The organism is Acidiphilium multivorum AIU301, from assembly GCF_000202835.1.
Taxonomy (GTDB): domain Bacteria; phylum Pseudomonadota; class Alphaproteobacteria; order Acetobacterales; family Acetobacteraceae; genus Acidiphilium; species Acidiphilium multivorum.
In genome coordinates this window covers 1,777,987-1,801,622 of the sequence record NC_015186.1, presented here as the reverse complement: position 1 = coordinate 1,801,622, position 23,636 = coordinate 1,777,987, and the positions used below count along the sequence as shown (strand labels likewise).

Sequence of the window (23,636 nt, the reverse complement as noted above, 5' to 3'; positions counted from 1 at the left end):
GGAGCGCGATGCGCTCCGGCCGTGTTGCCGGCGTGAAGGGTCTTACTTCTTCGGCAGGGCGAAGATCGCCACCGCGTCGCCGTAGGGATAGCTGAGCTGGAAGTTGCCGCCGGCGGCCACCGCGACGTATTCGCGGCCCTTGACCGAATAGGCAATCGGCGGCGCGTTCACGCCGGCGCCGAGATTGAAGCGCCACAGGCGCTTGCCGGTCTTGGCGTCCATCGCGTCGAACCAGCCATTGCCCTCGCCGGTGAAGACGAGGTTGCCGGCCGTGGCCAGCACGCCGCCCATCATCGGCTGCGGCACCGTGTCGTTCCAGGCGATCTTGCCGGTATCGACGTCGATCGCGGTCAGCGTGCCGTCCTGGATGCCGTGATCGACATTCTTGAAGGTGCTGCCGAGGCGGATCTGGCCGGGGATGGCCGGGCTGCTCTTCTCGTTGGTGAAGGTCATGAGCTGGTTCATGCCCATCACGTAGACGTCGCGGGTGATCGGCGAGAAGGCCGGCGGCGACCAGTCATCGCCGCCATTCGCGCCCGGCAGCATCTGCACGCCCTTCGGCGTGGGCTGCGCGAACATGTTCTCCTGCTTGTCGAAGGGCTGCGACTTGCGGATCAGCTTGCCGGTCTCGCGGTTGACGATGTAGTACCAGGCGGTCTTGCCGGCCTCGCCGACGGCGGGGACCATCTTGCCGTGGTCCTTCACGTCGATCAGCATCGCGTTGCTGACGGCGTCGTAGTCCCACACGTCGTGCTTCACTTCCTGGTAGTACCAGACGAGCTTGCCGGTGTGGATGTTCAGCGCCACGATCGAGTCGGTGTAGCGGTTGTCGCCCTTGCGCGCCGCGCCGTTGAGGTCGGGGTTCGGGTTGCCGGTCGAGAAGATCACGAGGCCGCGCTTCGGATCGACGGTCGGCGTGGTCCAGACGGTGCCGCCGCCGGTCTTCCAGGAATCGCCTTCCCAGCCGGCCTTGCTGTCGGTGGTGTGGAAGCGCCAGATCTGCTTGCCGGTCTGCGCGTCATATGCGGCGATGAAGCCGCGGATCGGCCACTCGCCGCCGGCGCTGCCGATGATGACCATGTTCTTGTATACGGTCGGCGCCATCGTCTCGGAATAGCCGTAGCGCGGATCGGCGACCTGGGTCATCCATTCCTGCTTGCCGGTCCTGGCGTTGACCGCGATCAGGTGGTCGTCCAGCGTCAGCATGTAGACCATGCCGTTCGAGGCGGCGGCGCCGCGGTTCACCGGGCCGCAGCAGATCTGGATCTGGCCGTCGGTGTAGGTGTAGGTCCACAGCGTCTGGCCGGTGGTCGCGTTCATCGCGATCAGCGCCTGCTTGGAGTTCACCATCGGCGTGGTGAGATACATGATGCCGTTGACCACGATCGGCGTGGTCTCGAAGCTCGCGCTGTAGCCGGTCTGGGCGATGGCGACCGGGGCGAGGTCCTTCACGTTCGCGGCGTTGATCTGCTTGAGCGGCGAGAAGCGCGAGTTGTCGTAGTCACGGCCGGAGACCAGCCAGTTCGCGTCCGCCTTCGGCGCCGCTTCCAGCATCTTGGTGGTGACGCTGACATCGCCGGTGATGGTCTTGCCGACGACCGCGGTCTTGCCGCCGGTCTCCGAGCCTTCGGCCTGCACGGCACCGGCCTGCGCCGTCTGCGCCAGCGCGAGGCCGAGCAGCGCCGCCGCCGGCAGGGCGGCGAGACGCAGCCGCCGCGCGAGGCGGGAATCGTCCGTTTTCGTTGTCATTCGTGAGTTTCCCCTGTGGTTTCAGCCAGATCCGGCCGCCCGGGGCGGCCGGCGGTTCCGCCCTGCTTCAGGACTTGCCGGGATAGGGCAGCATCTTGATGCAGGAGGCGGTTTCGGCGTCCAGCTTCGTGCTGCCGGACGGATAGCCGTTCTGCTGGAGGATGTGGGCGAAGATCGCGTCATACTCCGCGGATTTGAGGCTGCCGGGCGCCTGGTAGGGCATCTGCGACTTGATGAAGGCGAGCAGCTGCGCGCCCGTGATCTTGGTGAATTCGAGATAGGACTTGAACTTCGCGCCACCCAGCGCCGGGCCCGACCCGCCGGAGAGGTTGGTCATGTGGCAGGCGGCGCAGTTCGCGTCGTAGAGCGTCTGCCCGGTCGCCGCCTGGGCGGCGGTGAAGTCGCCGCTGGCGCAGCCCGCCTGGGCGAGGCCCGGCAGCGAGAGCATCGCCGCGGCGGCCGCGGCGAGCAGGGCCCTGTGTCCTTTGGTCATGAATGTTCCCCATGTTCGGTTCGCCCGCGACCGGGCGGTGTTCTCATATTCGTTACGCGGCAGGTATATGAACCCTTCCATCCTGTAAAGCTGCGGTAATCCCGGCGAGAGAGACTGTTCCGCTTCGCCACGCCCGCGCCCCGCGGCGTCTGGCCGTGCGGGCGGGAATCGTCGTAGCCTCGGCGCGAAACCGGGAATCGAGGAGAAGCGCCATGGCATCGGAACCGTCCTGTCTCATCATCGGCGCCTCGCGCGGGCTCGGTCTCGCCATGGCGGAGGAGTATCTCGGGCGCGGCTGGCGGGTGACGGCGACGGTGCGCGGCGCGGGGCCGACCGGCCTGCACGCGCTGGCGGCGCGGGCCGGCGGGCGGCTCGCGATCGAGCGCCTCGACATCAACGACGCGGACCAGCTCGCCGCCCTGCGGGCGCGGCTGGAGGGGCAGGTGTTCGACCAGCTGTTCGTGAACGCGGGAATCGCCAGCGATCCGGCGGCGCCGATCGGCGCGGTGAGCACCGAGACCTTCGTCGAGCTGATGGTGACCAACGCGCTCAGCCCGATGCGCGCGGTGGAGGCGCTGGGCGACCTGGTCGCGCCGGAGGGCGGGATCGGGCTGATGTCTTCCGGGCTCGGCAGCGTGGCCAACAACACGACCGGCATGTTCGAGGCCTACCGGGCGAGCAAGGCGGCGCTGAACACGCTGATGCGCAGCTATGCCGCGCGCCACAGGGACTCCGCGCGCAGCCTCGCCCTGGTGGCGCCCGGCTGGGTACGGACCGACATGGGCGGGCCGCAGGCGACGCTGTCGATCGGCGAGAGCATTCCCCGCGTGGTCGACCAGCTGATCGCCCGGCGCGGCAGGCCGGGGCTGGCGTTCTTCGACTATACCGGCGCGGAGCTGCCGTGGTGAGGCGCTGACGCCGGTCTCGATCCGCCGCCGAAGGGCGTTGTCATGTCGCGGTTCCGGCCGGACCGGCCTGCCGGGACGTGGTCGAACCGGATCGGCTTGATTGAGGATATCCTGTGGCTGACCGGAGGCCGCGTGGCTCGAACGTCAGGCCGTTGCGGGGGCGAGGCGTCAATCGCGTTCATCTGGTGGGTTGCGGTGGAATGGGGCGGCTGGTCCCGCCGGGCCGGTCGTGGGGGGCGCGTCGCCCTCGGTTTTCAGGCATGATCCGGGCGGAAGGTGATGGGCGGCCTCATCGGCGCGGCATCCGGCATGCGTGCGGTGCCAGTGCGGCACGGTTGCGCCGGGGTGGCCCGCGATCAGTGCCGGAACCATGATGAGCCAGACGGTCAACCGCATTTCTCCGGCACGGACTCAAGGCTCCCGGCGGCATCGCGGAGGGATGCCGGCCGCCTGGGGGTGGGTGGTGTTCATCGTGGCTTCCTAACGGATTCGCGCGGCGGCGTGATGAAATTCCCGTGACCGATGGCCACGGTGTCGCGAACCGTCCAGGGGTGTCGCTTCTTCGGCGGTGCGGTGACGCGGCGGCGCGCCATGTCGGGCCTGGCGTGGCCGGGCAGCGGATCAGATCGGGGTGATGCCGGGGATCGGGGAGAATGGCGAGCCGGCGCCCGGAAGCCGATCCCTGACATCCGGTCGCGAAGAGTCGAGGGGCAGGGCGCTCGTTCAGGTCAGAACGGGGACCGCCATGGTCACGATCGATACCGTGATCAGGATGCATAACGCGATCGAGATCCGTGATCGCTTGATGAAAATTCGCCGTCTCGCCGGTAATGCCGCCTGCACAGCCACCTCCCGTCTCATATCGTTAAAATATCAACCGATATTTGAATAAAAATTCAGTTAATAAGACAAAATTTTCTTGATTTCTGTACGGCGTCAATACGAGCATGAGGTGAGGAAGCGAATGCGAGGCTGGAGCGCTGCATCCGACCCTTCAGGATCGGATGCAGCGCTCCATCATATTGATCATCATGGCATCCTTGTCCGATCGGACGACGCCCGAGGTGGTTTCATACCCCATGAAAAACGCCAGAATGCGAATGCTGATCTTGTGTCTGGCTGGCACCGGGCTCATTGCGCTCGTGCTGTTTCTCGCGGCGGGTACCGTGAGGTATTGGCAAGCGTGGGTGTATCTCGCGGTGAACGACATCGCCGCCGTTCCCTACGTGCGATACCTGCTCGACAACCCGAGGCTGCTGGAGGCCAGGATGAAAGCGGGTCCGACGGCGGAGCAGCGGTCCGTGCAAAAGGGCATTACGCTGCTCGGCTTCATCTCAATCGTCGTCGCATTCATCGTTCCGGGACTGGATGACCGCTTCGGATGGTCGAACGTGCCGCCTTGGCTCGTGGTGACGGGCGATCTTCTGATCGTCGCGGGCATGCTCATGGTGTACCGGGTCGTCAAGGAGAACCCGTTCGGCGCCGCGACTGTCGGGGTCGTCGAGGATCAGAGGGTTGTCTCGACCGGGCCCTACGGGGTCGTGCGGAATCCGATGTATGCGAGCGCGCTGGTCTACCTGATCGGCATGCCCCTGGCGCTCGGTTCCTATTGGACGCTCATTCCCTCGGCCCTCACGGTTCTCGGCCTCGTCTGGCGCCTCCTCGATGAGGAGAATTTCCTTGCGCAAAACCTGCCGGGATACACGGAATACTGCACAAGGGTGCGCTGGCATCTGGTCCCCCTGATTTTCTGACGGGCCGTTGCGCCGTCTGCACGTTCGCCACGCGGGGCGGGGTGTTCGCCCGTCATGCGCACGGAAGCTTGATCGCGCCGGGGGGCAGCGCCGCCGCCGGACGATTGACAGGCCACGCCGCCGGGACGTTAGCTGTATTCCGGAATTGACATATATCTCTGGGAGGCTTCGTGATGACCCGGTTACCCCGCCCCCGTCTCGTCGGGGCTGCCCTTCTCGCCTTCGGCCTTGGCCTCGGCACGGCCGCCGCCGCGGGGCTTGCCCCGGCCACTTCGCCGGACCAGGCCGCGGCGGAGGGCTTGCACATCTTCAATCATGATCAGTTCGGCGGCGTGCGCACCTGCTCGTCGTGCCATGTCAATGGCGGCACCACGGCCGGCCACCTGCCGGGCGGCGCGAAGATCCCGAGCCTCGAGGGGGTTGCGGCGCAGTTCCCGAAATATAACGGCCATGCGCATCGTGTGGTGACGCTCGAGCAGCAGCTCGTCCACTGCATTCGCGGCGGCCTGCAAGGCAAGCCGCCCGGCGCTTCCAGCCCGCAGATGACCGACCTGATCGCCTATCTCACCAAACTCTCCAAGGGGGCGAAGATGGGGCAGCAGTTCAAATAGGCCGGATACCCGGCCCGCCCGCGCCGCCGCCGTTTCGCAATCACGCCGGGGACCGGCGGTTCGTTCGCGGGACTGCCGGTCCCGGCCCGTCATTCCCATGGCAATCCATCGGCGCTATGAAGACTGCGCCAAGCGGGATTTCCATGCGGAGGGCCACCATGGCCAATGCCGAATACGCGCTGACGATGGCCAGATACAATGCCTGGCAAAACCGGAACCTTCTCCGCGCGACGGCCCAGCTGCCACCCGAAGGGCGGGCGCTCGACCGGGGCGCCTTCTTCGGATCGATCGAGGCGACGTTCTACCACCTGCTCTGGGCGGACCGCATGTGGATGAGCCGGTTCAAGGGCACGCGGCCGCCCGAGGGAGGGATTCCGGGCTCGACGAGGTTTGACGGGAGCTGGGACGAATTCTGCGGGCAACGCGCCGCGATGGACCGCGAGGTGCTGGACTGGGCAGGGCAGCTGGATGCCGCCTGGTTCGCCGAAGATCTCGTCTGGTTTTCGGGCGCGCTGGGACGCGAGATTTCGAGGCCGAAGACCGTGATCGTCATGCATCTCTTCAATCACCAGACACACCATCGCGGCCAGATCCATGCCATGCTCACGGCCGCAGGCGTCAGGCCAGACGATACCGACCTTGCGTTCATGCCGGAGCACCCCGAAATCCTGTAAGCATCGGCGGCGCTGATCCGGCACGCCGGGCCGGCGCTTGTCCCGATCCTCGCGAACCTGAAGCTTCATGAGGACGCATTCGGCTGCGGGCCTGCCGGCCTGGCGGGGCCGGGGTTTGCGGGCCCGCGATGGCGGGGTATTCTGTTAACGTGCTGTTATTTCTCGACGGCCGTGGCGCTTCAAGGACGCTGGCCGGACGCGCGGGAGGGAGGAAAACATGGACGGATCGGGCATCTCGGGCCGGCCCACGCAATCGGCGCGCGACCGGACGCGCTGGGTGAGCGGGGCGGGGCGGTATGTGGCGGATGTGCGGGCGGAGGGCGCGCTGGCGGCGGCCTTCCTGCGATCGCCGCACGCCCATGCGGCGATCGTCTCCCTCGATGCGGCGGCGGCGCGGGCGATGCCGGGCGTCGTCGCGGTGCTGACCGGCGAGGATTGCGCCGCCGCCGGCTTCGGCAATTTCCGCGCGCTGATGCGCTATGGCGCCGAGGGCGAGCGCCCGCTCGTCGCCCCGTTCCGCCCGGTGCTGGCGCAGGGGCGGGTGCGCTATGCCGGCGAGCCGGTCGCCTGCGTGGTCGCCGAAACGCTCGCCGCGGCGATGGACGCGGCGGAGGCGATCGCGGTGGAGTACGAGATGCTGCCGCCGGTGGTCGGGCTCGACGCCGCGCCGGACGCGCCGCCGATCCATCCCGAGGCGCCGGGCAATCTCGCCTTCCGGCATGTGGCGGGCGACGCGGCATCGGTCGCCGCCGCCTTCGCCGCTTCGGCGCATGTGGCCGCGGTGCGGTTCGATCTGCCGCGCCTCGCCCCCTCCACGATGGAGCCCGGCGGCATCGTCGCGCGGTATGACGCGGCTTCGGGCGTCTATCACCTCGTCACCCCGCACCAGGGCATCAACGAGATCCGGCTCGATCTCGAGGCCGTGCTGGGTGTCCCGGCGTCGCGCATCATGATCGAGCTGCCCGATGTCGGCGGCGGGTTCGGCCTGCGCAGCCCGGCCTATCCCGAGCACGCCGCCCTCCTGCTCGCCGCCCGCGCCACCGGCCGGACGGTGCGCTACGTGCCGACGCGCGGCGAGGCCTTCCTCAACGACAATCACGGCCGCGGCACCAGGCTCGCCGGCCGCCTCGCGCTCGATGCCGATCTCCGCTTCACCGCGATCGAGATCGAGTATCACACCGATCTCGGCGCCTATGTCACCACCGTCGGCGCCTTCGTGAACGTCCATAACGCGCTGCAATCGGGCACCGGCGCCTACGCGATCCCGGCGGCCCATGCCCGCTTCGCGCAATATTTCACCAATGCCGGGCCGCTCGGCCCGTATCGTGGCGCCGGGCGGCCGGATATCGCGCTGCTGGTCGAGCGCCTGGTGGACGAGGCCGCCGCCGCGGCCGGCGCCGACCCGCTGGATCTGCGGGCGCGCAACGCGGTCCCCGCCGCCGCCTTTCCCTGGCGCACCGCGCTGGGTGCCACCTATGACAGTGCCGACTATGCCGCGCTGATCGCCGCGGCGCGGGCGGAATCGGGGTGGGATGACATCGCGGCGCGACGGGAAGCGGCGGCCTCGCGCGGGGCGCTTTACGGGCGCGGCGCCGCGCTGTTCACCGAGGTGGCGGGTGGCGGGGCGGCGGCGCAGGACGAGGCGAAGGTGACGCTGTCGACCGTCGGGGGCCGCGCCGTCGCCCGGATCGAGACGGTCACCGGCGGCAGCGGGCAGAGCCAGGCGGAGACCTATGCCTTCATCCTCGCCCGCGAAACCGGGCTCGACCCCGCGGATATCGAACTCGTGGCAAGCCCGTCCGATTGCAGGCTGACCGGCGCCGGCTCGATCGGCTCGCGTTCGACGGTGAGCGCCGGCAGCGCGGTGGCCGATGCCGGTGGCAGGCTGCGTGAACGGCTGCTCGCCCTCGCCGGGCTGCGCGCCAATGAAGCACCGGAGGACCTCGCCATCGCCAGTGGCGCCATCCTCCGGCGCGACGGCTCCCCGGTGATGACCCTCGCCGAGGCGGTGGCGGCTTCTGGCGGCGAGATCGCCGTCACCGGGGTCAAACCCGTCGCCGCGACCTTTCCCTCCGGCTGCCACATCGCCGAGGTGGAGATCGACCGCGAGACCGGGCTGGTCCGGCTCACGCGCTATGTCGCCGCCGATGATTCCGGCGTGCTGGTCAATCCCGTCGTCGCCGAGGGGCAGATCCATGGCGGCATCGTCCAGGGCGTGGGCGGCGTGCTGGGCGAGGGGATGCGCTACGATGCCGCCGGCCAGCCGTTGACCGGCAGTTTCATGGACTACACGATGCCGCGGGCGGCCGACGTGCCCGGTTTCGTCACGCTCGACCTGCCGACGCCCTCGCCCAACAATCCGCTCGGCGCCAAGGGGCTGGGCGAGGCGGGGACGACCGGCGCGCTGCCGGCGGTCGCCAATGCGGTGGCGGACGCGCTGCGCCAGATCGGCGCCGCCCTGCCGCCGCTGCCCTGCACCCCGCTGCGGGTCTGGGAGGCGATCCGCGCGGCGGAATTTTGACCCCGCTCAGATCGCGGCGGCGTGCCGCCCCGCCTGGCCGAGCCAGGCGTCGAAGGCGGCGGCGGCATGGCGCAGGAACGGCCGCCCGGCCTCGGTGACGATGATGCGGCTGCCCTCGCGGTGCAGGAATCCGTCGGACTCGAGCGGGGCGAGGGCGGCGCATTCCCCGGCGAAGCGGGCGGGATCGGCGCCGAAGGCGGCGAGATCGACTTCGAGGTCGCACATCAGCCGCTCGATGATCGCCCCGCGCAGCCGGTCCTCGTCGTCCAGCGCCAGCCCCTTGGCGGTGGCGAGCGCGCCGGCTTCGATGGCGGCGAGGTAGGGCTGGGTGCCGACGGCGTTCTGCGCGTAGCCCTGCGGCAGGAACGAGATCGCCGAGGCGCCGAGGCCGATCAGCAGGTCGGAGGGGTCGACGGTATAGCCCTGGAAGTTGCGCCGCAGCGCCCCGGTGCCGGCGGCGCGCGCCATCGCGTCCTCCGGCCTTGCGAAATGGTCGAGCCCGATCCGCCGGTAGCCGGCGGCGACCAGCAGTTCGGCGGCGCGCTGCTGCTGGGCGAAGCGCGCCGCGACATCCGGCAGGGCGCGCTCGGCGATCACCTGCTGGCGCTTGCGCGTCCACGGCACATGGGCATAGCCGTAGAGCGCGATGCGGTCCGGCCCGAGGGCGAGCACCTCGCCGATCGTCGCCTCCAGCGAGTCGATGGTCTGGAACGGCAGGCCGTAGACGAGGTCGAAATTCACCGAGGCGATGCCCGCCGCCCGCGCCGCATCGGCGGCGGCTTTGGTCTGGGCCACGCTCTGGTGCCGCCCGATCGCCGCCTGCACCGCGGGCGCGAAATCCTGCACCCCGAGGCTGACGCGGGTGACGGCGAGATCGCGCAGCAGCGCCGTGGCGTCGTCGGGCAGGGTGCGCGGGTCGATCTCGATGGCGATTTCGGTCGTGTCATCCAGCGCGAAATGGCGGGCGAGCGCCGCATGCACCCGGCGCAGGAGCGGTGCGGGCAGGGCGGTCGGCGTGCCGCCGCCCCAATGGATCTGCCCAGCCGGCAGGCGATGGCCGATCGCGGCGGCGACGCGGCCGATCTCGGTCTCCAGCGCCGCCGCGTAGCGTTCCAGCGCGCCGACGCTGTGCACCGCGCTGGTGGTGCAGCCGCAGAACCAGCACATGGTGCGGCAGAACGGCACATGCAGGTAGAGCGAGGCGCGGGCGCCGGGCGGAATGGCGGCAAGCCAGAGGGCATGGTCCTTCGCCCCGGTCGCGGCGGAGAAATGCGGCGCGGTCGGATAGCTGGTGTAGCGGGGCAGCGGGCGGTCGTAGCGCGCGAGAAGGGCCTGTTCCATGCCTTCTCTCTGGGCCGCCGGGGCCGCCGCGTCGTTGATCGAGATCAAGCGGCGCGGCGGCGCTTCCTCAGGCGGCGCCGGCCTCGGCGCGGGGGGCGGCGAAGCGGCGCTCCATCTCCCGGCGCGCGGCGATCGCGGTTTGCAGCGCCGATCCGGCGGCGGCGAAATCGACATCGTCCCACCCCACCACCTCGCCCTCGGCGATGCCGCGCCGCAGCCGCGCGTGATGGGCGAGCCCGATCGGCAGGGCGCCGGCGGCGAGGCTCGCCTGCGCCGGCAGCAGCTTGCCCCACACCGTGTAGCCGCCCTCGCCATCGAGCACCTCGCCGGCCGCGAGATCGCGCTTGGCGATGGCGACGACATCGCCGGCAAACCCGCGCGGCCGCCCGGTCGGCTCGCCGCGCAACGCGACCGAGAGCACCGAGACGTTCAGTTCGAGGCCGATCAGGTGATAGGGCTTGTACATCGCGGCGTAGCGGCCGGAGGCGTCGGTCTTCAGCCCATATTGCGCGAAGCAGGCGGCGGCGTAGTCGTTCGGCGCCTCGAACACGGCATAGACGCCCCAGCGCAGGTCGCGGAACACCGGCCGCCCGTCGCGCTCCAGCGAGGAGACCACCTCGACCATGCCGGCGCGCTCCAGCACCCCGCCCGCCGCCCGCGGGCGGAGCAGATGCGGCAGGTCGTCCACCCCGCAGGCCGGGAAATGCAGGCCGGACGAGGGCACGGCGAGGCCGGTCGCATTGGCGATCGCCGCCATCTCGATCGCGGATTTGGTGCCGTCGAGGAAGGAGTTGAACATTTGCGGGTTCATCCCGCCCTCGCGCGCCTGCTCCGCCGTCAGCCCGTAATGCTGCCACACCGTATCCGGCGTGACGCCATGATAGAGCGGCAGATATTTCGTCCCCTTGCCGGCGGCGACCACGGAAAATCCGCAGGCCCGCGCCCAGTCCACCATCTCGGCGACGAGGGCGGGCTGGTCGCCATAGGCGAGCGAATAGGTCACCCCCGCCGCGTCCGCCTCGGCGGCGAGCAGCGGCCCGGCCAGCGCATCGGCCTCGACATTGACCATCACCACCGGCTTGCCGGCGGCGAAGGCGGCGCGGGCATGGGCGATGCCGGCGGGCGGGTTGCCGGTCGCCTCGATCACCACGTCGATGTCGTCGCGCCGCAATTCGGCGCCGGCATCGTCGGTGAAGCGCGTGGCGGCGATCAGCGCCTCGTCCCAGCCGACGGCGCGGCAGGCGGCGCGGGCGCCGTCCGGCCGCAGATCGGCGATGGCGGCGACCTCGATGCCCCTGGTGTGCGGCACCTGCGAGAGGAACATCGAGCCGAATTTCCCGGCGCCGATCAGCAGCACACGGACCGGCCGCCCGGCGTCGGCCCGGGCGGCGAGGAGGTGGGAGAGGTTCATCGCCCTATTCCGCCGCCGCGCGGGGCTGGGATGCCGCCGCCAGCCGCGCCAGCGCGTCGTCCGCCACCGGCACGATCGGCGCGAAATCCCGGTGCGCGATGAACTCCGGCCGCGTCGGCGTGCGGATGTAATTGGAGACCGCGTTGAGCGTGAGATAGACGATGCGGCGCGGATAGGGCGTGATGTTCCCGGCCGAGCCATGCACGAGATTGCCGTGGAACATCAGCACGCCGCCAGGCTTGCCGGTGGGGGCGACGATCCCGCCCTCGGCGACCAGCCTGCTCACCGTCGCCTCGTCCAGCGTCCAGAGCGGGTAGGAGGTGGTCTCGACATCGTGGCTCGCCTCCAGGTCGCCGGCATTGTGGCTGCGCGGCACCAGCAGCAGCGGGCCGTTGATCGGCATCACCTCGTCGAGGAACACCGAGATGTTCATCGCCCGCGGCTCGGGCATCCCGTCATCGCGCTTCCAGGTGCCGTAATCCTGGTGCCACTGCCATACCTCGCCGGTGAAGGCGGCCTTCGCGTTGATCTTGTACTGGTGCATGTAGACCTGCTCGCCGAAGAGCTGCTCGACCGGCCCGATCAGGCGGGGATGCGCGCCGAGCGTGCCGAAGGCCTCGTTATAGGTATGCGCGGCGAAGGCGGTGCGCGGCGCGCCGGTCTTCTCGCGCCACACTTCCGGGCGATGCTCGCGGTAGATCGCCTCGGATTCCCGCTTGAGCAGCGCCACCTCCTCGGGGCTGAACAGCTCGGGCAGGAACAGCCAGCCCTCGCGGTGGAAATCCTCGATCTGCTGCGGGGTGAGTTTCATGTCGTGTCCTCCTGTCTGGTCGAATGGCGTCAGGCCGCCCGCGCGAGTTCGGCGAGGCGGCGGGCGGTGGTCTCGCCGGCGATGCTTGCATGGTCGCGCGCCGCCGCTTCGGCCCCCGCCTCGTCGCCCGCGCGCACGCGGGCGAGGATTTCGGCGTGCTCGCGCCAGGCGCGGGCGCGGTAGTCTTCGGTCTCCAGCACCGCCGCCATGGCGCGGGCGAGGGCGGGGAAATGCGGGCCGGTCATCGTCGCGAAGACCGGGTTGCCGGAGGCGCGGTAGAGCGCGCGGTGGAAGGCGAGATCCAGCCGCAGCAGCGCCGAGGCGCCGGCGGCGGCGCCGGCGGCGGCAACGATGGCGTCGAGTTCGGCGAGCGCGGCCGCATCCCGGCGGGCGGCGGCGCGGCGGGCGGCGAGGCCGTCGAGAGCGGCGCGGACATCGTAGATCTGGGCGACGCGTTCGGGGTCGACCGGCGCGATCTCGAAGCCCTTGCGGCCGCTTTCGCGCAGCAGGCCCTGGCGGTGCAGCAGGTGGAGCGCGTGGCTGACCGGCTGGCGGGAGACGCCGAGACGGGCGGCCAGTTCGCCCTGGCGGATGCGCATGCCGGGCAGCAGGGCGCCATCGGCGATGGCCTCCACCACGCGTTCGTAGACCTTGTCGATCAGCGTTTCGCCGGTTTCGATCGGCTCCATGCGCGCTCCCACCGCATTCGGAATTCCGAAATTCTGCGGCAGGCGGGCGCCGGCGTCAAACCCGGCGCGGCGGGGTCAGCGCGGGCTGATCAGGGCGCGGCCGATGATCATCTGCTGGATCTGCGTCGTGCCCTCGTAGAGGCGGAGCAGGCGGACATCGCGATAGAAGCGCTCGACCTTGTATTCGGCCATGTAGCCGGCGCCGCCATGCACCTGCACGGCGCGGTCGGCGACGCGGCCGACCATCTCGGTGCAGAACATCTTGGCGCAGGAGGCGCGCATCGGCAGGTCGGCGACCGGCGCGCCGGCGGCGCGGTCGTCATAGGCGCGGGCGATGTCGCGCACCAGCGCCCAGCCGGCGGACAGCTCGGCCTCGGAATCGGCGAGCATGGCCTGGACGAGCTGGAACTCGCCGATCGGCCGGCCGAACTGGCGGCGCTCGCGGGCATAGGCGATCGCCTCGTCCTGCAGGCGGCGGGCCATGCCGCAGGCGACGGCGGCGATGTGCAGGCGCCCGCGGTCGAGCACCTTCATCGCGGTGCGGAAGCCCTGGCCGGGCACGCCGCCGATGATGTTCGCCGCCGGCACGCGGGCGTTTTCCAGGATGACGTCGCAGGTCTTGGTGCCGCGCTGGCCCATCTTGCGGTCGGGGCGGCCGAGCTTCAGGCCGGGCGTGTCGGCCGGGACGATGAAGGCGGAGATGCCCGAAGCCCCCGGCCCGCCGGTGCGCGCCATCAGCGTGAAGCCGCCGGCGCGGGGGGCGTTGGTGATGTAGCGCTTGGCGCCGTTGAGGATGTAGTCCTCGCCGTCGCGCTCGGCGCGGGTGGTCAGCGAGGCGGCGTCCGACCCGGCATCGGGCTCGGTCAGGGCGAAGGACATGATCAGCTCGCCGCTGGCCACGCGCGGCAGGTATTCGGCCTTCTGCGCCGCGGTGCCGTCCATCAGGATGCCCTGCGAGCCGATGCCGACATTCGAGCCGATCACCGAGCGGAAGGCGAGGGAGGTCTGGCCGAGACGGTGGACCACCTCGCATTCCTGCGCCATCGACAGGCCGATGCCGCCATGCTCCTCAGGGATCGACAGGCCGAACAGGCCGAGCTCCTTCATCTCGGCGACGATCGGCGCCGGCACGTCGTCCTGCTCCTCGACCTCGTTCTCGGCGGGCACCAGGCGTTCGCGCACGAAGCGGTCGATGGTTGCGAGCAGGATGTCGAAGCTTTCCGAATCAAGCGCCATGGGGGTTCCTTCCGTTTACGGCAAGGATAGCCAGCGGCGCGGCGGCGGGAAACCCCGCGGCGGCGGGTTCATGACAGGAATTTAAAGACCGCGCCGGCGGGCCGGTCACAGAAATGCCATTGCCGCGGATTTAGTTCGGGTCAGCGATCGAAAGGAGATCGAGGATGGAACGCAAGACGATCGGACTGCTTGGCGCGATGGCCGGCCTCGCCGCCGCATCGCCCCTCCATGCCGCGAGCGCGGAGGCGGCGCCACTGCCGGAGGCCGCATCCTACGCCGAACTGCTGGCGCCGGTGGCGGCGCCGGGCGTGATCCTGCGCGCGCATGACGCCCTGCTGGCGCGCGAGGGGACGCAGGCGCCGGCGGCGCGGCTGGAGCAGGTGGACCATCACCACCACCACCATCATCACAACGCGTATCGCCGGTTCTATTATCATCACCATCACCACCACCATCATCACCATCATCATCATGGCTATTACGGCTATTACGGGTGGTATTCCCGGCCTGGCTGGTATTGAGGCCGCCGCGCCGGAGCGAAGGAGGATCGGGTGACGAATGTGAGGCTGCGCTTTTTCGAACCGGGACTGGCGCCGCGGCGCACCAAGCTCGAGGTGCCGGGCTGGGGTGGCGAACCCCAGCCGCGGCGCGACGGCGCGCACGAACAGCCCTGGCACTGCATGCCCTTCATCGAGGGCGCGCAATACGGGATCGAACTCTTCTATCCCTATGACAACGAACTCCGCGTCGGCCGCCGCGACGGGGTGGTCACGCTGGAGAGCGACTGGGGCCCGGACCCCTGCACCGGCATCAACTGGCCGCCCTTCCGCCCGTTCGGCGAGGGGTATTACACGCACCAGCTGCTGCTCGACATGGCGGTGGACGAGCCGATGGCGGTGCGGGTCGAGCCGCATCCGCGCTATTACACCTCCGGCGCGGACGACGTGCCGCTCGCCGTGCCGGCGCTGTTGCGGACCCAGTGGTGGCCGATGATCTCCTTCGTCGTCTTCAAGGCGCCGCCGGAGGGGGTGACGCATGTGTTCCGCCGCGGCGAACCGTTCATCCAGCTGACCGTGGTGCCGGCGGAGCCGGACCTCGACCTGCAGCCGATGGCGCCGGAGGAGGCGGAGGCGCGGGAACTGCGGTCGCGGCGCATTCACGCCAGCCGGGAGACGCTCGGCCAGGAGACGCGCTGGACGTCCTCGACCGACACGGTGTTCGACGGCACCTATCGCAACCTGCTGCGCGCCGCGCGCGGCAAGCCGGTCTGATCGCACCCGGCGGCGACTCGCCGCGCCGGCGCGCGGCGGGACCGCCATGCGAACATCAAATGGGCCGTTAATTAATCGAGTAGTAATTATTTCGGGCAATCTTCCGGTTTTCCGAGACGGTCGTCTGGTCCGAGATATTCTTGTTCGCTCAATCCACCATCATCCCCACGGTCGAGGTCCTGCAGGCGCTGCTGGATTCGATTCCGAACCCGGTCATCGTGATCGACCGGGAGCATCGGCTCGTGCTGGTCAATCAGGCGATGGCGGATTTCATGGGCCGGCCGCGGGAGGCGTTGCTGGGGCAGACCGGGGCGGGACTCCTGCCGCAGGCGCAGCTCGAGGTGTTCTGGCGGATCGACGATCAGGTCTTCGCCACCGGCCTGCCGAACGAGAACGAGGAGATCGTGACCGGGGCCGGCGGACGGCAGCGCATCGTCATCACCCGCAAGCGCCTGATCCATCTCGACACCGCCGAGGGCAGGGCGCCGTTCATCGTCGCCGTCATTTCCGATGTGACGCGCTTCCGCGAGGCGGAGGCGCGGGCCCACCACCTTGCCGCGCATGACCTGCTGACCGGACTGCCCAATCGCGGGCAGCTGACCCTGCGCCTCGCGCAGGCGCTGGCCGCCGCGCGAAGCAGCGGCGAGGTCGTCGGCCTGCTGCTGGTCGATCTCGACGGGTTCAAGCCGATCAACGACCAGTTCGGCCACCTCGTGGGCGACAACGTGCTGCGCATCGTCGCCCGGCGGCTGAGCGGCGTGATCCGCGCCGGGGATACGGTCGCGCGGCTGGGTGGCGACGAGTTCTGCGTGATCCAGCTCGGCATTCGCGACGCGGCGCAGGCGCTGCACCTGGCCGACCGCATCGTCGCCGCCATCGGCCACCCGTTCGCGACCGATCCGGAACCGATCGTCGTTTCCGCCTCGGTCGGGGTGGCGCTGTGCCCGTTCGACGGCGACGATCCGGAGACGTTACTCGACCGCGCCGACCGAGCGCTCTACGCTGTCAAGCATGCCGGGCGGGGGAGTTACCGCCGCTACGAGGCATCGATGCAGCGCCTTTCGGCCTCGCCGGTGATGCGCCCGGCCGGGCCGGACGGCGCCGCCGCCGCCGGAGGGGAGCCATGAGCCGCACCGTGCCCGACGATGTGACGACGCTCGGCGCGCTGGTCCTGGGGGGGCGCGGCGTGGTGCTCTGGGATCTCGATCCGGTGGCGGGCCTGATCCGGCATTACCACGGGCAGGCGCGGGAAGGGGTGGATTGCCCGCCGGCGGAGACGGTCGAGCAGGTCTGCGCGCGGGTCCATCCCGACGACCGGGCGCAGGTCGGCGCGGCGCTGCGCTGCGACGACGGGCAGGCGGCACCGGAGTTCGAGATCGGCTATCGTGCGCGGGATGCGGCCGGCGGCTGGATCCGGCAGGTCGCGCGCGGCCGGGTGGTGGTGCGCGACGCCGCGGGCCGGCCGCTGCGGGTGGTGGGCATCACCATCGATCTCGACCTGGTCCCCGACCTGCCCGCCACGCCTTGCGGGGGCGGCGATTCCGAGCGTCTCGCCGCGCTGGCGCTCGAACTTGCGCAGCGCACCGAGGAACTCGCCAGCGCGCATCGCCTCGCCCGCGTCGGCGCCTGGCGGTGGGACCTGGCACGGCGCCGGATCTGGCTCTCGGTGGAAACGACGTGGCTGCTCGGCCTTGAAGGCGGCGCCGCCGAGATCGATTACGACCAGATGCGCCGCGCCATCCACCCGGACGATTACGACGCCGCGATGGCGACCTTCCGGGAGGCCGCGCGGAGCGGGACGGCGGCGACGCTGGAATACCGGGTGATCCTGCCGGACGGGGCGGTGCATGACGTGCTGACCCATGCCGAGCCGGTGGTGGGGGCGGACGGAACCGTGTCGCAGCTGCGCGGCACCACCCAGGACATTACGCCCTATCGCCGGATCGAGGCGGCGCTGCGCGAGAGCGAGGACCATTACCGGCACATGGTCGAGCTGCACCCGCAGATTCCATGGACGGCCGGCCCCGACGGCGCGATTCTCGAGGTCGGCCCGCAATGGTTCGCGCTGACCGGCATGAGCCGGGACGAGACCATGCCGTTCGGCTGGGTTTCGGCGCTGCATCCGGACGACCGGGACCCGACGCTCGCCGCCTGGCGGCGGAACATCGAGTCCGGCGCGCCGATCGACGTCGAATACCGGCTCCGGCTGTCCGACGGCGCCTATGGCTGGATGCGCGCCCGCGCCGCCGCCCGGCGTGGCGAGGACGGGCGGATCCTGCGCTGGTACGGCACGCTGGAGGACATCACCGATCGCCATGCGGCGGAGGAGGCGCGGAAGGCGTCCGAGGCGCTGGCCCTGCGCGTGCTGGAGGCGAGCGGCGATGCCGTGATCGTTTTCGATGCCGCGGGGCGCGCGAGGTTCGCCAATGCGCGGGCCATGACCATGCTCGGCCTGCCGGACGATGCGGTGGGATGCAACGTCGCCAGCCTGTTCGCCGAAGCCCATTGCCGCGAGCTGCGCATGGCCGTTTCGCGGGCGATGCGGGACGGCGCCGGCGGGCATTTCGAGCTGTTCTGGCCGCCGACCGATCTCTGGCTGGAGGCGAGCCTGTTCGCCGATGGCGGCGACATTTCGCTGTTCCTGCGCGACATTTCGGAAAAGCGCCTCGCGCAGCAGCAGCTTCGTTACGCGGCGAGCTTCGATTTCATGACCGGCGCGGCGAATCGCGGCACCCTGTTTTCGCGGCTGTCCGCGCAGCTGGAGCGGCAGGACGCCGGCGACCTGACGGCGCTGCTGTGCCTCGATCTCGACTATTTCAAGGAGATCAACGACCAGCACGGGCATCCCGCGGGCGATGCGGTGCTGCGCCAGTTCGTCAGCCGGCTGCGGCTCTGCCTGCGTTCGCAGGACCTGCTCGCGCGCTGCGGCGGCGACGAGTTCGTGGTCATGCAGACCGGGGTGGGCGGGCCGGCCGACGCCATCGCGCTCGCCGAGCGCATTCTCGCGATCATGCGGGCGCCGTTCGATGTGGATGGCATCTCGCTGCCGAGCAGCGTGTCGGTCGGCATCGCCGTGTCGAGCCTGGGGATGACCGATGCCGATGCGCTCTACAACCAGGCGGATCGGGCGCTCTACGTCGCGAAGTCGAAGGCGCGCGGCTCCTATCGCCTGTTCCATCCGGACATGCAGCGGGCGGACGAGGCCGGGCGGCGGCTGCGCGCGGAGCTGTCCGGCGCGCTCACGCGGGGCGAGTTCGCGCTCGCCTTCCAGCCCATCGTGCAGCTGGCGAGCCAGCGCATCGTCGGCGTCGAGGCGCTGCTGCGCTGGCACCATCCCGAGCGCGGCCTGATTCTGCCGGCGGAGTTCATTCCGGTCGCGGAGGAAAGCGGCCAGATCGCCTCCCTCGGCGCGTGGGTTCTCGGCACCGCCTGCAAGGCCGCCCGCCACTGGCCGGAGGACGTGAAGATTTCCGTCAACGTCTCGCCGCGCCAGTTCGAGCTGGGCGATATCCGGCTGGTCGTCGGCGAGGCGCTGGCCGCGGCCGGACTGCCCGCCTCGCGGCTCAAGCTCGAAGTGACCGAATCGGTCCTGCTGTCGCAGAACGCATCGAGCATTCACGTCCTGCAGGATCTCCGCGAGCAGGGCGTGATTCTCGTGCTCGACGATTTCGGAACGGGCTATTCGTCGCTGTCCTATCTCGACACGTTCAAGGTCGATATCGTCAAGGTCGACAAGTCCTTCATCTCGCGCATCCGCGCGCCGGGCGACCGGCAGCCGATCTTCGAGGCGATCATGGGCATGACGGCGGCGCTCAACCTGCCGGTGACGGCGGAAGGGGTCGAAACCAGAGTCCAGCTCGATTACGTGACGCGGCTCGGCTGCGAGTGGGCGCAGGGCTATTACTTCGCCCGCCCGGTGTCGGAATACGAATTGCGCCGGCGCCTGCAGGGATTCTCCCGCGCCTGAGCGGGATGCGTCGCCGCGCCGCGCCGCGCAAGCCATTGTCGATGTCCGGAAAGGCCCTGGTAGCGGCGGGCGGATTTGAACCACCGACCAAGGGATTATGATTCCCCTGCTCTACCGCTGAGCTACGCCGCCCCATGGGTGGCGCTCAGGTAGCGTCAGAGACGAGGCAAGTCAATCATGCCGGATTCATGGCCGCCCCGCCCGGTGATAGGGGTGCCCGGCGAGGATGCATTGCGCCCGGTAGAGCTGTTCGGCGAGCACCGCGCGGGCGAGGAGATGGGGCAGGGTCAGGTTGCCGAGCGACAGCACGGCGTCGGCGCGCTCGATGATCCGCCGCTCCAGCCCCTCGGCGCCGCCGATGACGAAGGCCAGCGGCCGGGAGGTTTCGCGCCATGACGCGAGCATGGCGGCGAAGGCCGCGCTGTCCGGCGCCTTGCCGCCGAGGTCGAGGGCGATGACCAGATCCTCGGCGGCGAGGCGGCGGAGAATGGCGTCCGCCTCGCGCCGCTTGATCTCGGCCGGGCTGCCGGTGCCGTCGGGCAGGGCGACGACCTCCGGCCGGGGCTGGAGCCGCGCGGCGTAGCGGGCGACGAGATCGGCCTCCGGCCCCTTGGAGTCGCGCCCGATCGCGATGATGCGCAACCGGGCGCCCGGAGCCGTCACACCGGCTCGTCCAGATCGGCACTCCACATCTTTTCGAGCGCGTAGAGCTCGCGCGCTTCCGGCTTGAAGAGATGGACGACGATGTCGCCGGCATCGACCAGCACCCAGTCCGACCCGCCGGCGCCCTCGACCTGCACGCGCTTGACGCCGATCGCGGCGAGCTTTTCGAGCAGGTGGGTCGCCATCGCGGCGATCTGCCGGTCGGCAAGGCCGGTGGCGACCACCATGCGGTCGGCGAAGCTGGCGCGGCTGGCGAGGTCGATCGTCACGATGTTCTCGGCCTTGTCGTCGGCGAGGCTCTCGGTGATGACCCGTTCCATCTCCGCGAGCCGTTCGGCCGCCTTGTCCGCGCTGCGGCGCTGGCGGGCGGCTTGCGGCGCGGGTCCGGCGATGGCGGCCTTCTTGCGCGGGGTTCCGGGGGCCTTGGGCGCGACTTCGGCGGGAAGCGGCGGCTTGCGCTTCGCGGCCGGCTTGCGCGGTGTGGCGGCGGGCGGGGTCGAGCGGGTCGGCGGGCGGGCTATGGCCGGTCTCCTTGAATGCCGCGCGGCGCGCGGGCCTTGCGGGCACGGGCGCGCAGCGCGGTGGCTGATAACGGATTCTCGCGCGCGGGCAGCCAGATCCACGCCGGCGGCGGGCTGCCGGCGAGGCTTGCCGCCCGGCGCGCGGCAATCCGCGCATGCCGTAGCACATGGGCGGCCCGCCCGGCCAGCGCGGCGCGCGTTTCGCCCGGGCGCGGCAGCACGGCGATCGGCACGGCGGCGGCGATGTCCCGCCAGCGGTGCCAGCGGGGGAGCTGGGCAAGGTTGTCCGCTCCCATGATCCAGACGAATCGCGCGCGGGGAAAGCGGCGGCGGAGCTGGGCCAGGGTGTCCGCCGTCCGGCGGGTGCCGAGCGCGGATTCGATCCCCGTCGCGACCAGGCGGCGTCCGTCGGCAAGGCGCGCCGCGGAGGCGAGGCGTTCGGCGAAGGGCGCCATGTCGGCGCGGCGCTTCAGCGGATTGCCGGGCGAGACCATGAGCCAGACCTGATCGAGCCGCAGGGCGCGGCGCGCCGCCTTCGCGACGTGGAGATGGCCTTCATGCGCGGGGTTGAAGCTGCCGCCGAGCAGGCCGATGCGGAGCGGCCTGCGGTCGCCGAAGCGGGGCAGCCGGTCTGTGCTCAGGGACGCACCTGGCCGGTGCCGACGACGTGATAGCGGAAGGTCGTCAGCTGCGCCGGGCCGATCGGGCCGCGGGCGTGGATTCGCCCGGTGGCGATGCCGATCTCGGCGCCGAAGCCGAATTCGCCGCCGTCGCAGAACTGGGTCGAGGCGTTCCACATCGCCACCGCGCTGTCGGTGCCGGCGAGGAAGCGGGCGGCGGCATCGGCGTTTTCGGTGACGATCGCCTCGGTATGCGACGAGCCGTGCCGGGCGATGTGGTCGAGCGCTGCATCGAGATCGTCGACGACGCTGACCGAGAGCATCGCGTCGAGCCATTCGGTGTCGAAATCCGCCGGGCCGGCGGCCGGCAGGCTCGGCACGATCGCCCGCGCGCGGTCGTCGGCACGGAAGCCGCAGCCAAGGGCGGCGAGATCCTCGATGAGGCGCGGCAGCAGGGCGGGGGCGATCGCCGCGTCGATCAGCAGGGTTTCGGTGGCGCCGCAGATGCCGGTCCGGCGCATTTTCGCGTTGGCGAGCACGGTTCGGGCCATCTCGGCATCGGCCTCGGCGTGGATGTAGGTGTGGTTGAGCCCCTCGGCATGGGCGAGCACGGGCACCCTTGCCTCGCGCTGCACGCGCTCGACCAGCGACTTGCCGCCGCGCGGGATGATGAGGTCGATCTGCCCGGAGGCGCCCAGCATCGCGGCGACGAAGGCGCGGTCGATATTCGGGGCGATCTGCACGGTGCCGTCGGGAAATCCGGCCTGGCGCAGGCCCTTGGTCATCGCGAGATAGATCGCGGTGTTCGAATGATAGCTTTCGGAGCCGCCGCGCAGGATCACCGCGTTGCCCGACTTGATGCAGATCGCCGCGGCATCGGCGCCGACATTGGGGCGGCTTTCGTAGATCATGCCGATCACGCCGAGCGGCTGCGGCACGCGGCGGATGACGAGGCCGTTGGGGCGCGTCCATTCGGCGAGGCTGCCGGCGAGCGGATCGGGCAGGTCGGCGATGGCGTCGATTCCGGCGGCGATCGCCTCGATGCGCGCCTCGTTCAGCAGCAGCCGGTCGCGCATCGCCGACGGGCCCTCGAAACTGTCGAGGTCGCGCGCATTGGCGGCGAGGATGTTCACGGCGTGAATGCGCAGCTCGGCGGCGGCGGCGCGCAGCGCGCCATCGCGCCGGGCCGCCGGCATCGCCGCGAGGCTGCGCATGGCGGCGCGCGCCCGGCCGGCGGCGGTGCGGAGGATGGCTTCGGCTGAGGGGGTCGCGGTATCCATGATGGGAGAATTGCGCGCCCGCGGCCGGCAAATCAACCGTCAAACCGTGGATCGCCCTTTCGGCCGCGCGCCGGACAAGCTATCCCGGTGCGGCCAGGAGACAGTGCGGGGGTTTTGCGTGCCGGATAGCGCCACCAGGGAAACCGTCGGAACGGCCGTGCTGCGGCCGCTTCAGCAGGAGGATGCCGCCCGCTTCCACCAGCTCATCAACGACTGGGACATTTGCCGCCGGCTGCCGGAAGCGCCGTTTCCCTACCCGCTGGAGACCGCCGAGGCCTGGGTGGCCGCGGCGGTGGCCGACCGTGCCGCCGGGCGCGCCCACGAATTCGCGATTCTCGATGCGGATGGCAGCATGATCGGCAGCGCCGGGCTGCGCCTCGATGCCGCGCGGGGCAGCGCTGCGCTGGGATACTGGATCGGCCGCCGGTTCTGGCGCCGCGGCCATGCGGGGGCGGCCGTCGCCGAGCTGCTGCACTGGGGGTTCGCCGAGCTGCCGATCGCGACGATCGAGGCGACGGTGGCCGCCGACAACGCGGCGTCGATCGCGCTGCTCGAACGCGCCGGGTTCAGCCCGACGGGGCGCGGCCATGCGAAGTTCATCGGCCAGCCCGGCGCGAGCCTGCCGGTGATGCGTTACGCGATCACCCGGGAGGCGCTGGCGCTGCGCCACCTTGCCGCGCCCGAGCCGGTGGCCGCGCCCGCCGCCGCGAAGCCGCTGGTGCTCGTGGCCGCCTGCGCGCTGGTCGATATCGAGGGGCGGATCCTGCTCGCCCGCCGCCCGCCCGGCAAGAAGATGGCCGGGCTGTGGGAGTTTCCGGGCGGCAAGCTCGCACCCGGCGAAACCCCCGAACGGGCGCTGGTGCGGGAGATGGAGGAGGAACTCGGCATTTTGCTCCGCGAGGAGGATGTCGCCCCGTTCGCCTTCGCCTCGCACGCCTATGACCAGTTCCATCTGCTGATGCCGCTCTACCTCGCCCGCCGCTGGAGCGGCACGCCCGAGCCGCGCGAGGGCCAGGCGCTGGCCTGGGTGCCGCCGGACCGGCTCGACGAATATCCGATGCCGCCGGCCGACCGACCGCTGCTGCCGCTGCTGCGCGATTTTCTGTGATCCGGGAG

At 70.4% G+C, this 23,636-nt stretch carries 21 protein-coding genes and 1 tRNA gene; 10 read left to right on the top strand and 12 right to left on the bottom strand.

Going from position 1 to position 23,636, the window contains the following annotated elements; translation table 11 throughout:
• Window positions 1-42: 42 nt before the first annotated feature.
• Both ACMV_RS08025 and ACMV_RS08020 read right to left on the bottom strand, forming a co-directional pair.
• Complete coding sequence (locus tag ACMV_RS08025; protein ID WP_007422214.1) at window positions 43-1,749, bottom strand: pyrroloquinoline quinone-dependent dehydrogenase; 1,707 nt, start codon at window positions 1,747-1,749, stop codon at window positions 43-45.
• A gap of 67 nt (window positions 1,750-1,816) precedes the next feature.
• Complete coding sequence (locus tag ACMV_RS08020; RefSeq protein ID WP_007422213.1) at window positions 1,817-2,242, bottom strand: c-type cytochrome; 426 nt, start codon at window positions 2,240-2,242, stop codon at window positions 1,817-1,819.
• Between the two features lie 212 nt (window positions 2,243-2,454).
• Here ACMV_RS08020 and ACMV_RS08015 point away from each other — a divergent pair, with 212 nt between their 5' ends.
• The 5 genes from ACMV_RS08015 (at window position 2,455) to ACMV_RS07985 (ending at window position 8,710) form a co-directional block, all read left to right on the top strand.
• Window positions 2,455-3,150: an SDR family NAD(P)-dependent oxidoreductase gene (locus tag ACMV_RS08015; protein ID WP_011942340.1), complete on the top strand. Its 696-nt coding sequence runs from the start codon at window positions 2,455-2,457 to the stop codon at window positions 3,148-3,150.
• Between the two features lie 1,004 nt (window positions 3,151-4,154).
• Window positions 4,155-4,904 carry a methyltransferase family protein gene (locus ACMV_RS08000; RefSeq protein ID WP_148360964.1) on the top strand — a complete coding sequence of 250 codons (750 nt, stop codon included), beginning with the start codon at window positions 4,155-4,157 and terminating at the stop codon, window positions 4,902-4,904.
• 173 nt (window positions 4,905-5,077) lie between these two features.
• Window positions 5,078-5,515, top strand: coding sequence for a hypothetical protein (locus tag ACMV_RS07995; RefSeq protein WP_007423242.1), 438 nt, complete (start codon window positions 5,078-5,080; stop codon window positions 5,513-5,515).
• 158 nt (window positions 5,516-5,673) lie between these two features.
• Window positions 5,674-6,189 carry a DinB family protein gene (locus ACMV_RS07990; RefSeq protein WP_007423243.1) on the top strand — a complete coding sequence of 172 codons (516 nt, stop codon included), beginning with the start codon at window positions 5,674-5,676 and terminating at the stop codon, window positions 6,187-6,189.
• 217 nt (window positions 6,190-6,406) lie between these two features.
• Window positions 6,407-8,710 (top strand): xanthine dehydrogenase family protein molybdopterin-binding subunit, encoded by a 2,304-nt coding sequence (locus ACMV_RS07985; protein WP_013640084.1) that lies wholly within the window; start codon window positions 6,407-6,409, stop codon window positions 8,708-8,710.
• Window positions 8,711-8,716: 6 nt separating this feature from the next.
• On the opposite strand, the gene hemN is transcribed toward ACMV_RS07985, so the two are convergent.
• The 5 genes from hemN to ACMV_RS07960 form a co-directional block, all read right to left on the bottom strand.
• Window positions 8,717-10,051, bottom strand: a complete 1,335-nt coding sequence (hemN, locus tag ACMV_RS07980) for an oxygen-independent coproporphyrinogen III oxidase (RefSeq protein ID WP_013640083.1) — start codon at window positions 10,049-10,051, stop codon at window positions 8,717-8,719.
• A 67-nt stretch (window positions 10,052-10,118) separates the two neighbouring features.
• Window positions 10,119-11,462: an NAD(P)H-dependent oxidoreductase gene (locus ACMV_RS07975; RefSeq protein WP_011942333.1), complete on the bottom strand. Its 1,344-nt coding sequence runs from the start codon at window positions 11,460-11,462 to the stop codon at window positions 10,119-10,121.
• A 4-nt stretch (window positions 11,463-11,466) separates the two neighbouring features.
• Window positions 11,467-12,273 (bottom strand): phytanoyl-CoA dioxygenase family protein, encoded by an 807-nt coding sequence (locus ACMV_RS07970; protein ID WP_007422436.1) that lies wholly within the window; start codon window positions 12,271-12,273, stop codon window positions 11,467-11,469.
• A 29-nt stretch (window positions 12,274-12,302) separates the two neighbouring features.
• Window positions 12,303-12,962: a GntR family transcriptional regulator gene (locus ACMV_RS07965; RefSeq protein WP_013640082.1), complete on the bottom strand. Its 660-nt coding sequence runs from the start codon at window positions 12,960-12,962 to the stop codon at window positions 12,303-12,305.
• 75 nt (window positions 12,963-13,037) lie between these two features.
• Window positions 13,038-14,198, bottom strand: coding sequence for an acyl-CoA dehydrogenase family protein (locus ACMV_RS07960; protein WP_013640081.1), 1,161 nt, complete (start codon window positions 14,196-14,198; stop codon window positions 13,038-13,040).
• Window positions 14,199-14,362: 164 nt separating this feature from the next.
• Here ACMV_RS07960 and ACMV_RS07955 point away from each other — a divergent pair, with 164 nt between their 5' ends.
• The 4 genes from ACMV_RS07955 to ACMV_RS07940 all read left to right on the top strand — a co-directional run bounded on the left by ACMV_RS07955 (window position 14,363) and on the right by ACMV_RS07940 (window position 19,436).
• Complete coding sequence (locus ACMV_RS07955; protein WP_013640080.1) at window positions 14,363-14,719, top strand: hypothetical protein; 357 nt, start codon at window positions 14,363-14,365, stop codon at window positions 14,717-14,719.
• A 30-nt stretch (window positions 14,720-14,749) separates the two neighbouring features.
• Entirely contained in the window at window positions 14,750-15,469 is a 720-nt protein-coding gene (locus tag ACMV_RS07950) for a hypothetical protein (RefSeq protein ID WP_013640079.1), read from the top strand.
• A gap of 140 nt (window positions 15,470-15,609) precedes the next feature.
• Window positions 15,610-16,596 carry a GGDEF domain-containing protein gene (locus tag ACMV_RS07945; protein WP_013640078.1) on the top strand — a complete coding sequence of 329 codons (987 nt, stop codon included), beginning with the start codon at window positions 15,610-15,612 and terminating at the stop codon, window positions 16,594-16,596.
• On the top strand, window positions 16,593-19,436 hold the full coding sequence (locus ACMV_RS07940) for an EAL domain-containing protein (protein ID WP_013640077.1): 2,844 nt from the start codon (window positions 16,593-16,595) through the stop codon (window positions 19,434-19,436). Before ACMV_RS07945 ends, ACMV_RS07940 begins: the two co-directional genes overlap by 4 nt.
• A 57-nt stretch (window positions 19,437-19,493) precedes the next feature.
• Here ACMV_RS07940 and ACMV_RS07935 read toward each other — a convergent pair.
• The 5 genes from ACMV_RS07935 to ACMV_RS07915 all read right to left on the bottom strand — a co-directional run bounded on the left by ACMV_RS07935 (window position 19,494) and on the right by ACMV_RS07915 (window position 22,520).
• Window positions 19,494-19,568, bottom strand: a tRNA-Met gene (locus ACMV_RS07935).
• A gap of 54 nt (window positions 19,569-19,622) precedes the next feature.
• Window positions 19,623-20,099 carry a 23S rRNA (pseudouridine(1915)-N(3))-methyltransferase RlmH gene (locus ACMV_RS07930; protein ID WP_011942327.1) on the bottom strand — a complete coding sequence of 159 codons (477 nt, stop codon included), beginning with the start codon at window positions 20,097-20,099 and terminating at the stop codon, window positions 19,623-19,625.
• The gene (gene rsfS, locus ACMV_RS07925) at window positions 20,096-20,491 is read right to left on the bottom strand and encodes a ribosome silencing factor (RefSeq protein ID WP_035188450.1); all 396 of its coding nucleotides are present in this window, start codon (window positions 20,489-20,491) and stop codon (window positions 20,096-20,098) included. Before rsfS ends, ACMV_RS07930 begins: the two co-directional genes overlap by 4 nt.
• Before the next feature lie 125 nt (window positions 20,492-20,616).
• Window positions 20,617-21,207, bottom strand: a complete 591-nt coding sequence (locus ACMV_RS07920; protein WP_331429016.1) for a nicotinate-nucleotide adenylyltransferase — start codon at window positions 21,205-21,207, stop codon at window positions 20,617-20,619.
• Between the two features lie 50 nt (window positions 21,208-21,257).
• Window positions 21,258-22,520: a glutamate-5-semialdehyde dehydrogenase gene (locus tag ACMV_RS07915; protein ID WP_041664718.1), complete on the bottom strand. Its 1,263-nt coding sequence runs from the start codon at window positions 22,518-22,520 to the stop codon at window positions 21,258-21,260.
• Between the two features lie 103 nt (window positions 22,521-22,623).
• Here ACMV_RS07915 and ACMV_RS07910 point away from each other — a divergent pair, with 103 nt between their 5' ends.
• On the top strand, window positions 22,624-23,628 hold the full coding sequence (locus tag ACMV_RS07910) for a bifunctional GNAT family N-acetyltransferase/(deoxy)nucleoside triphosphate pyrophosphohydrolase (protein WP_013640073.1): 1,005 nt from the start codon (window positions 22,624-22,626) through the stop codon (window positions 23,626-23,628).
• Window positions 23,629-23,636 lie beyond the last annotated feature (8 nt).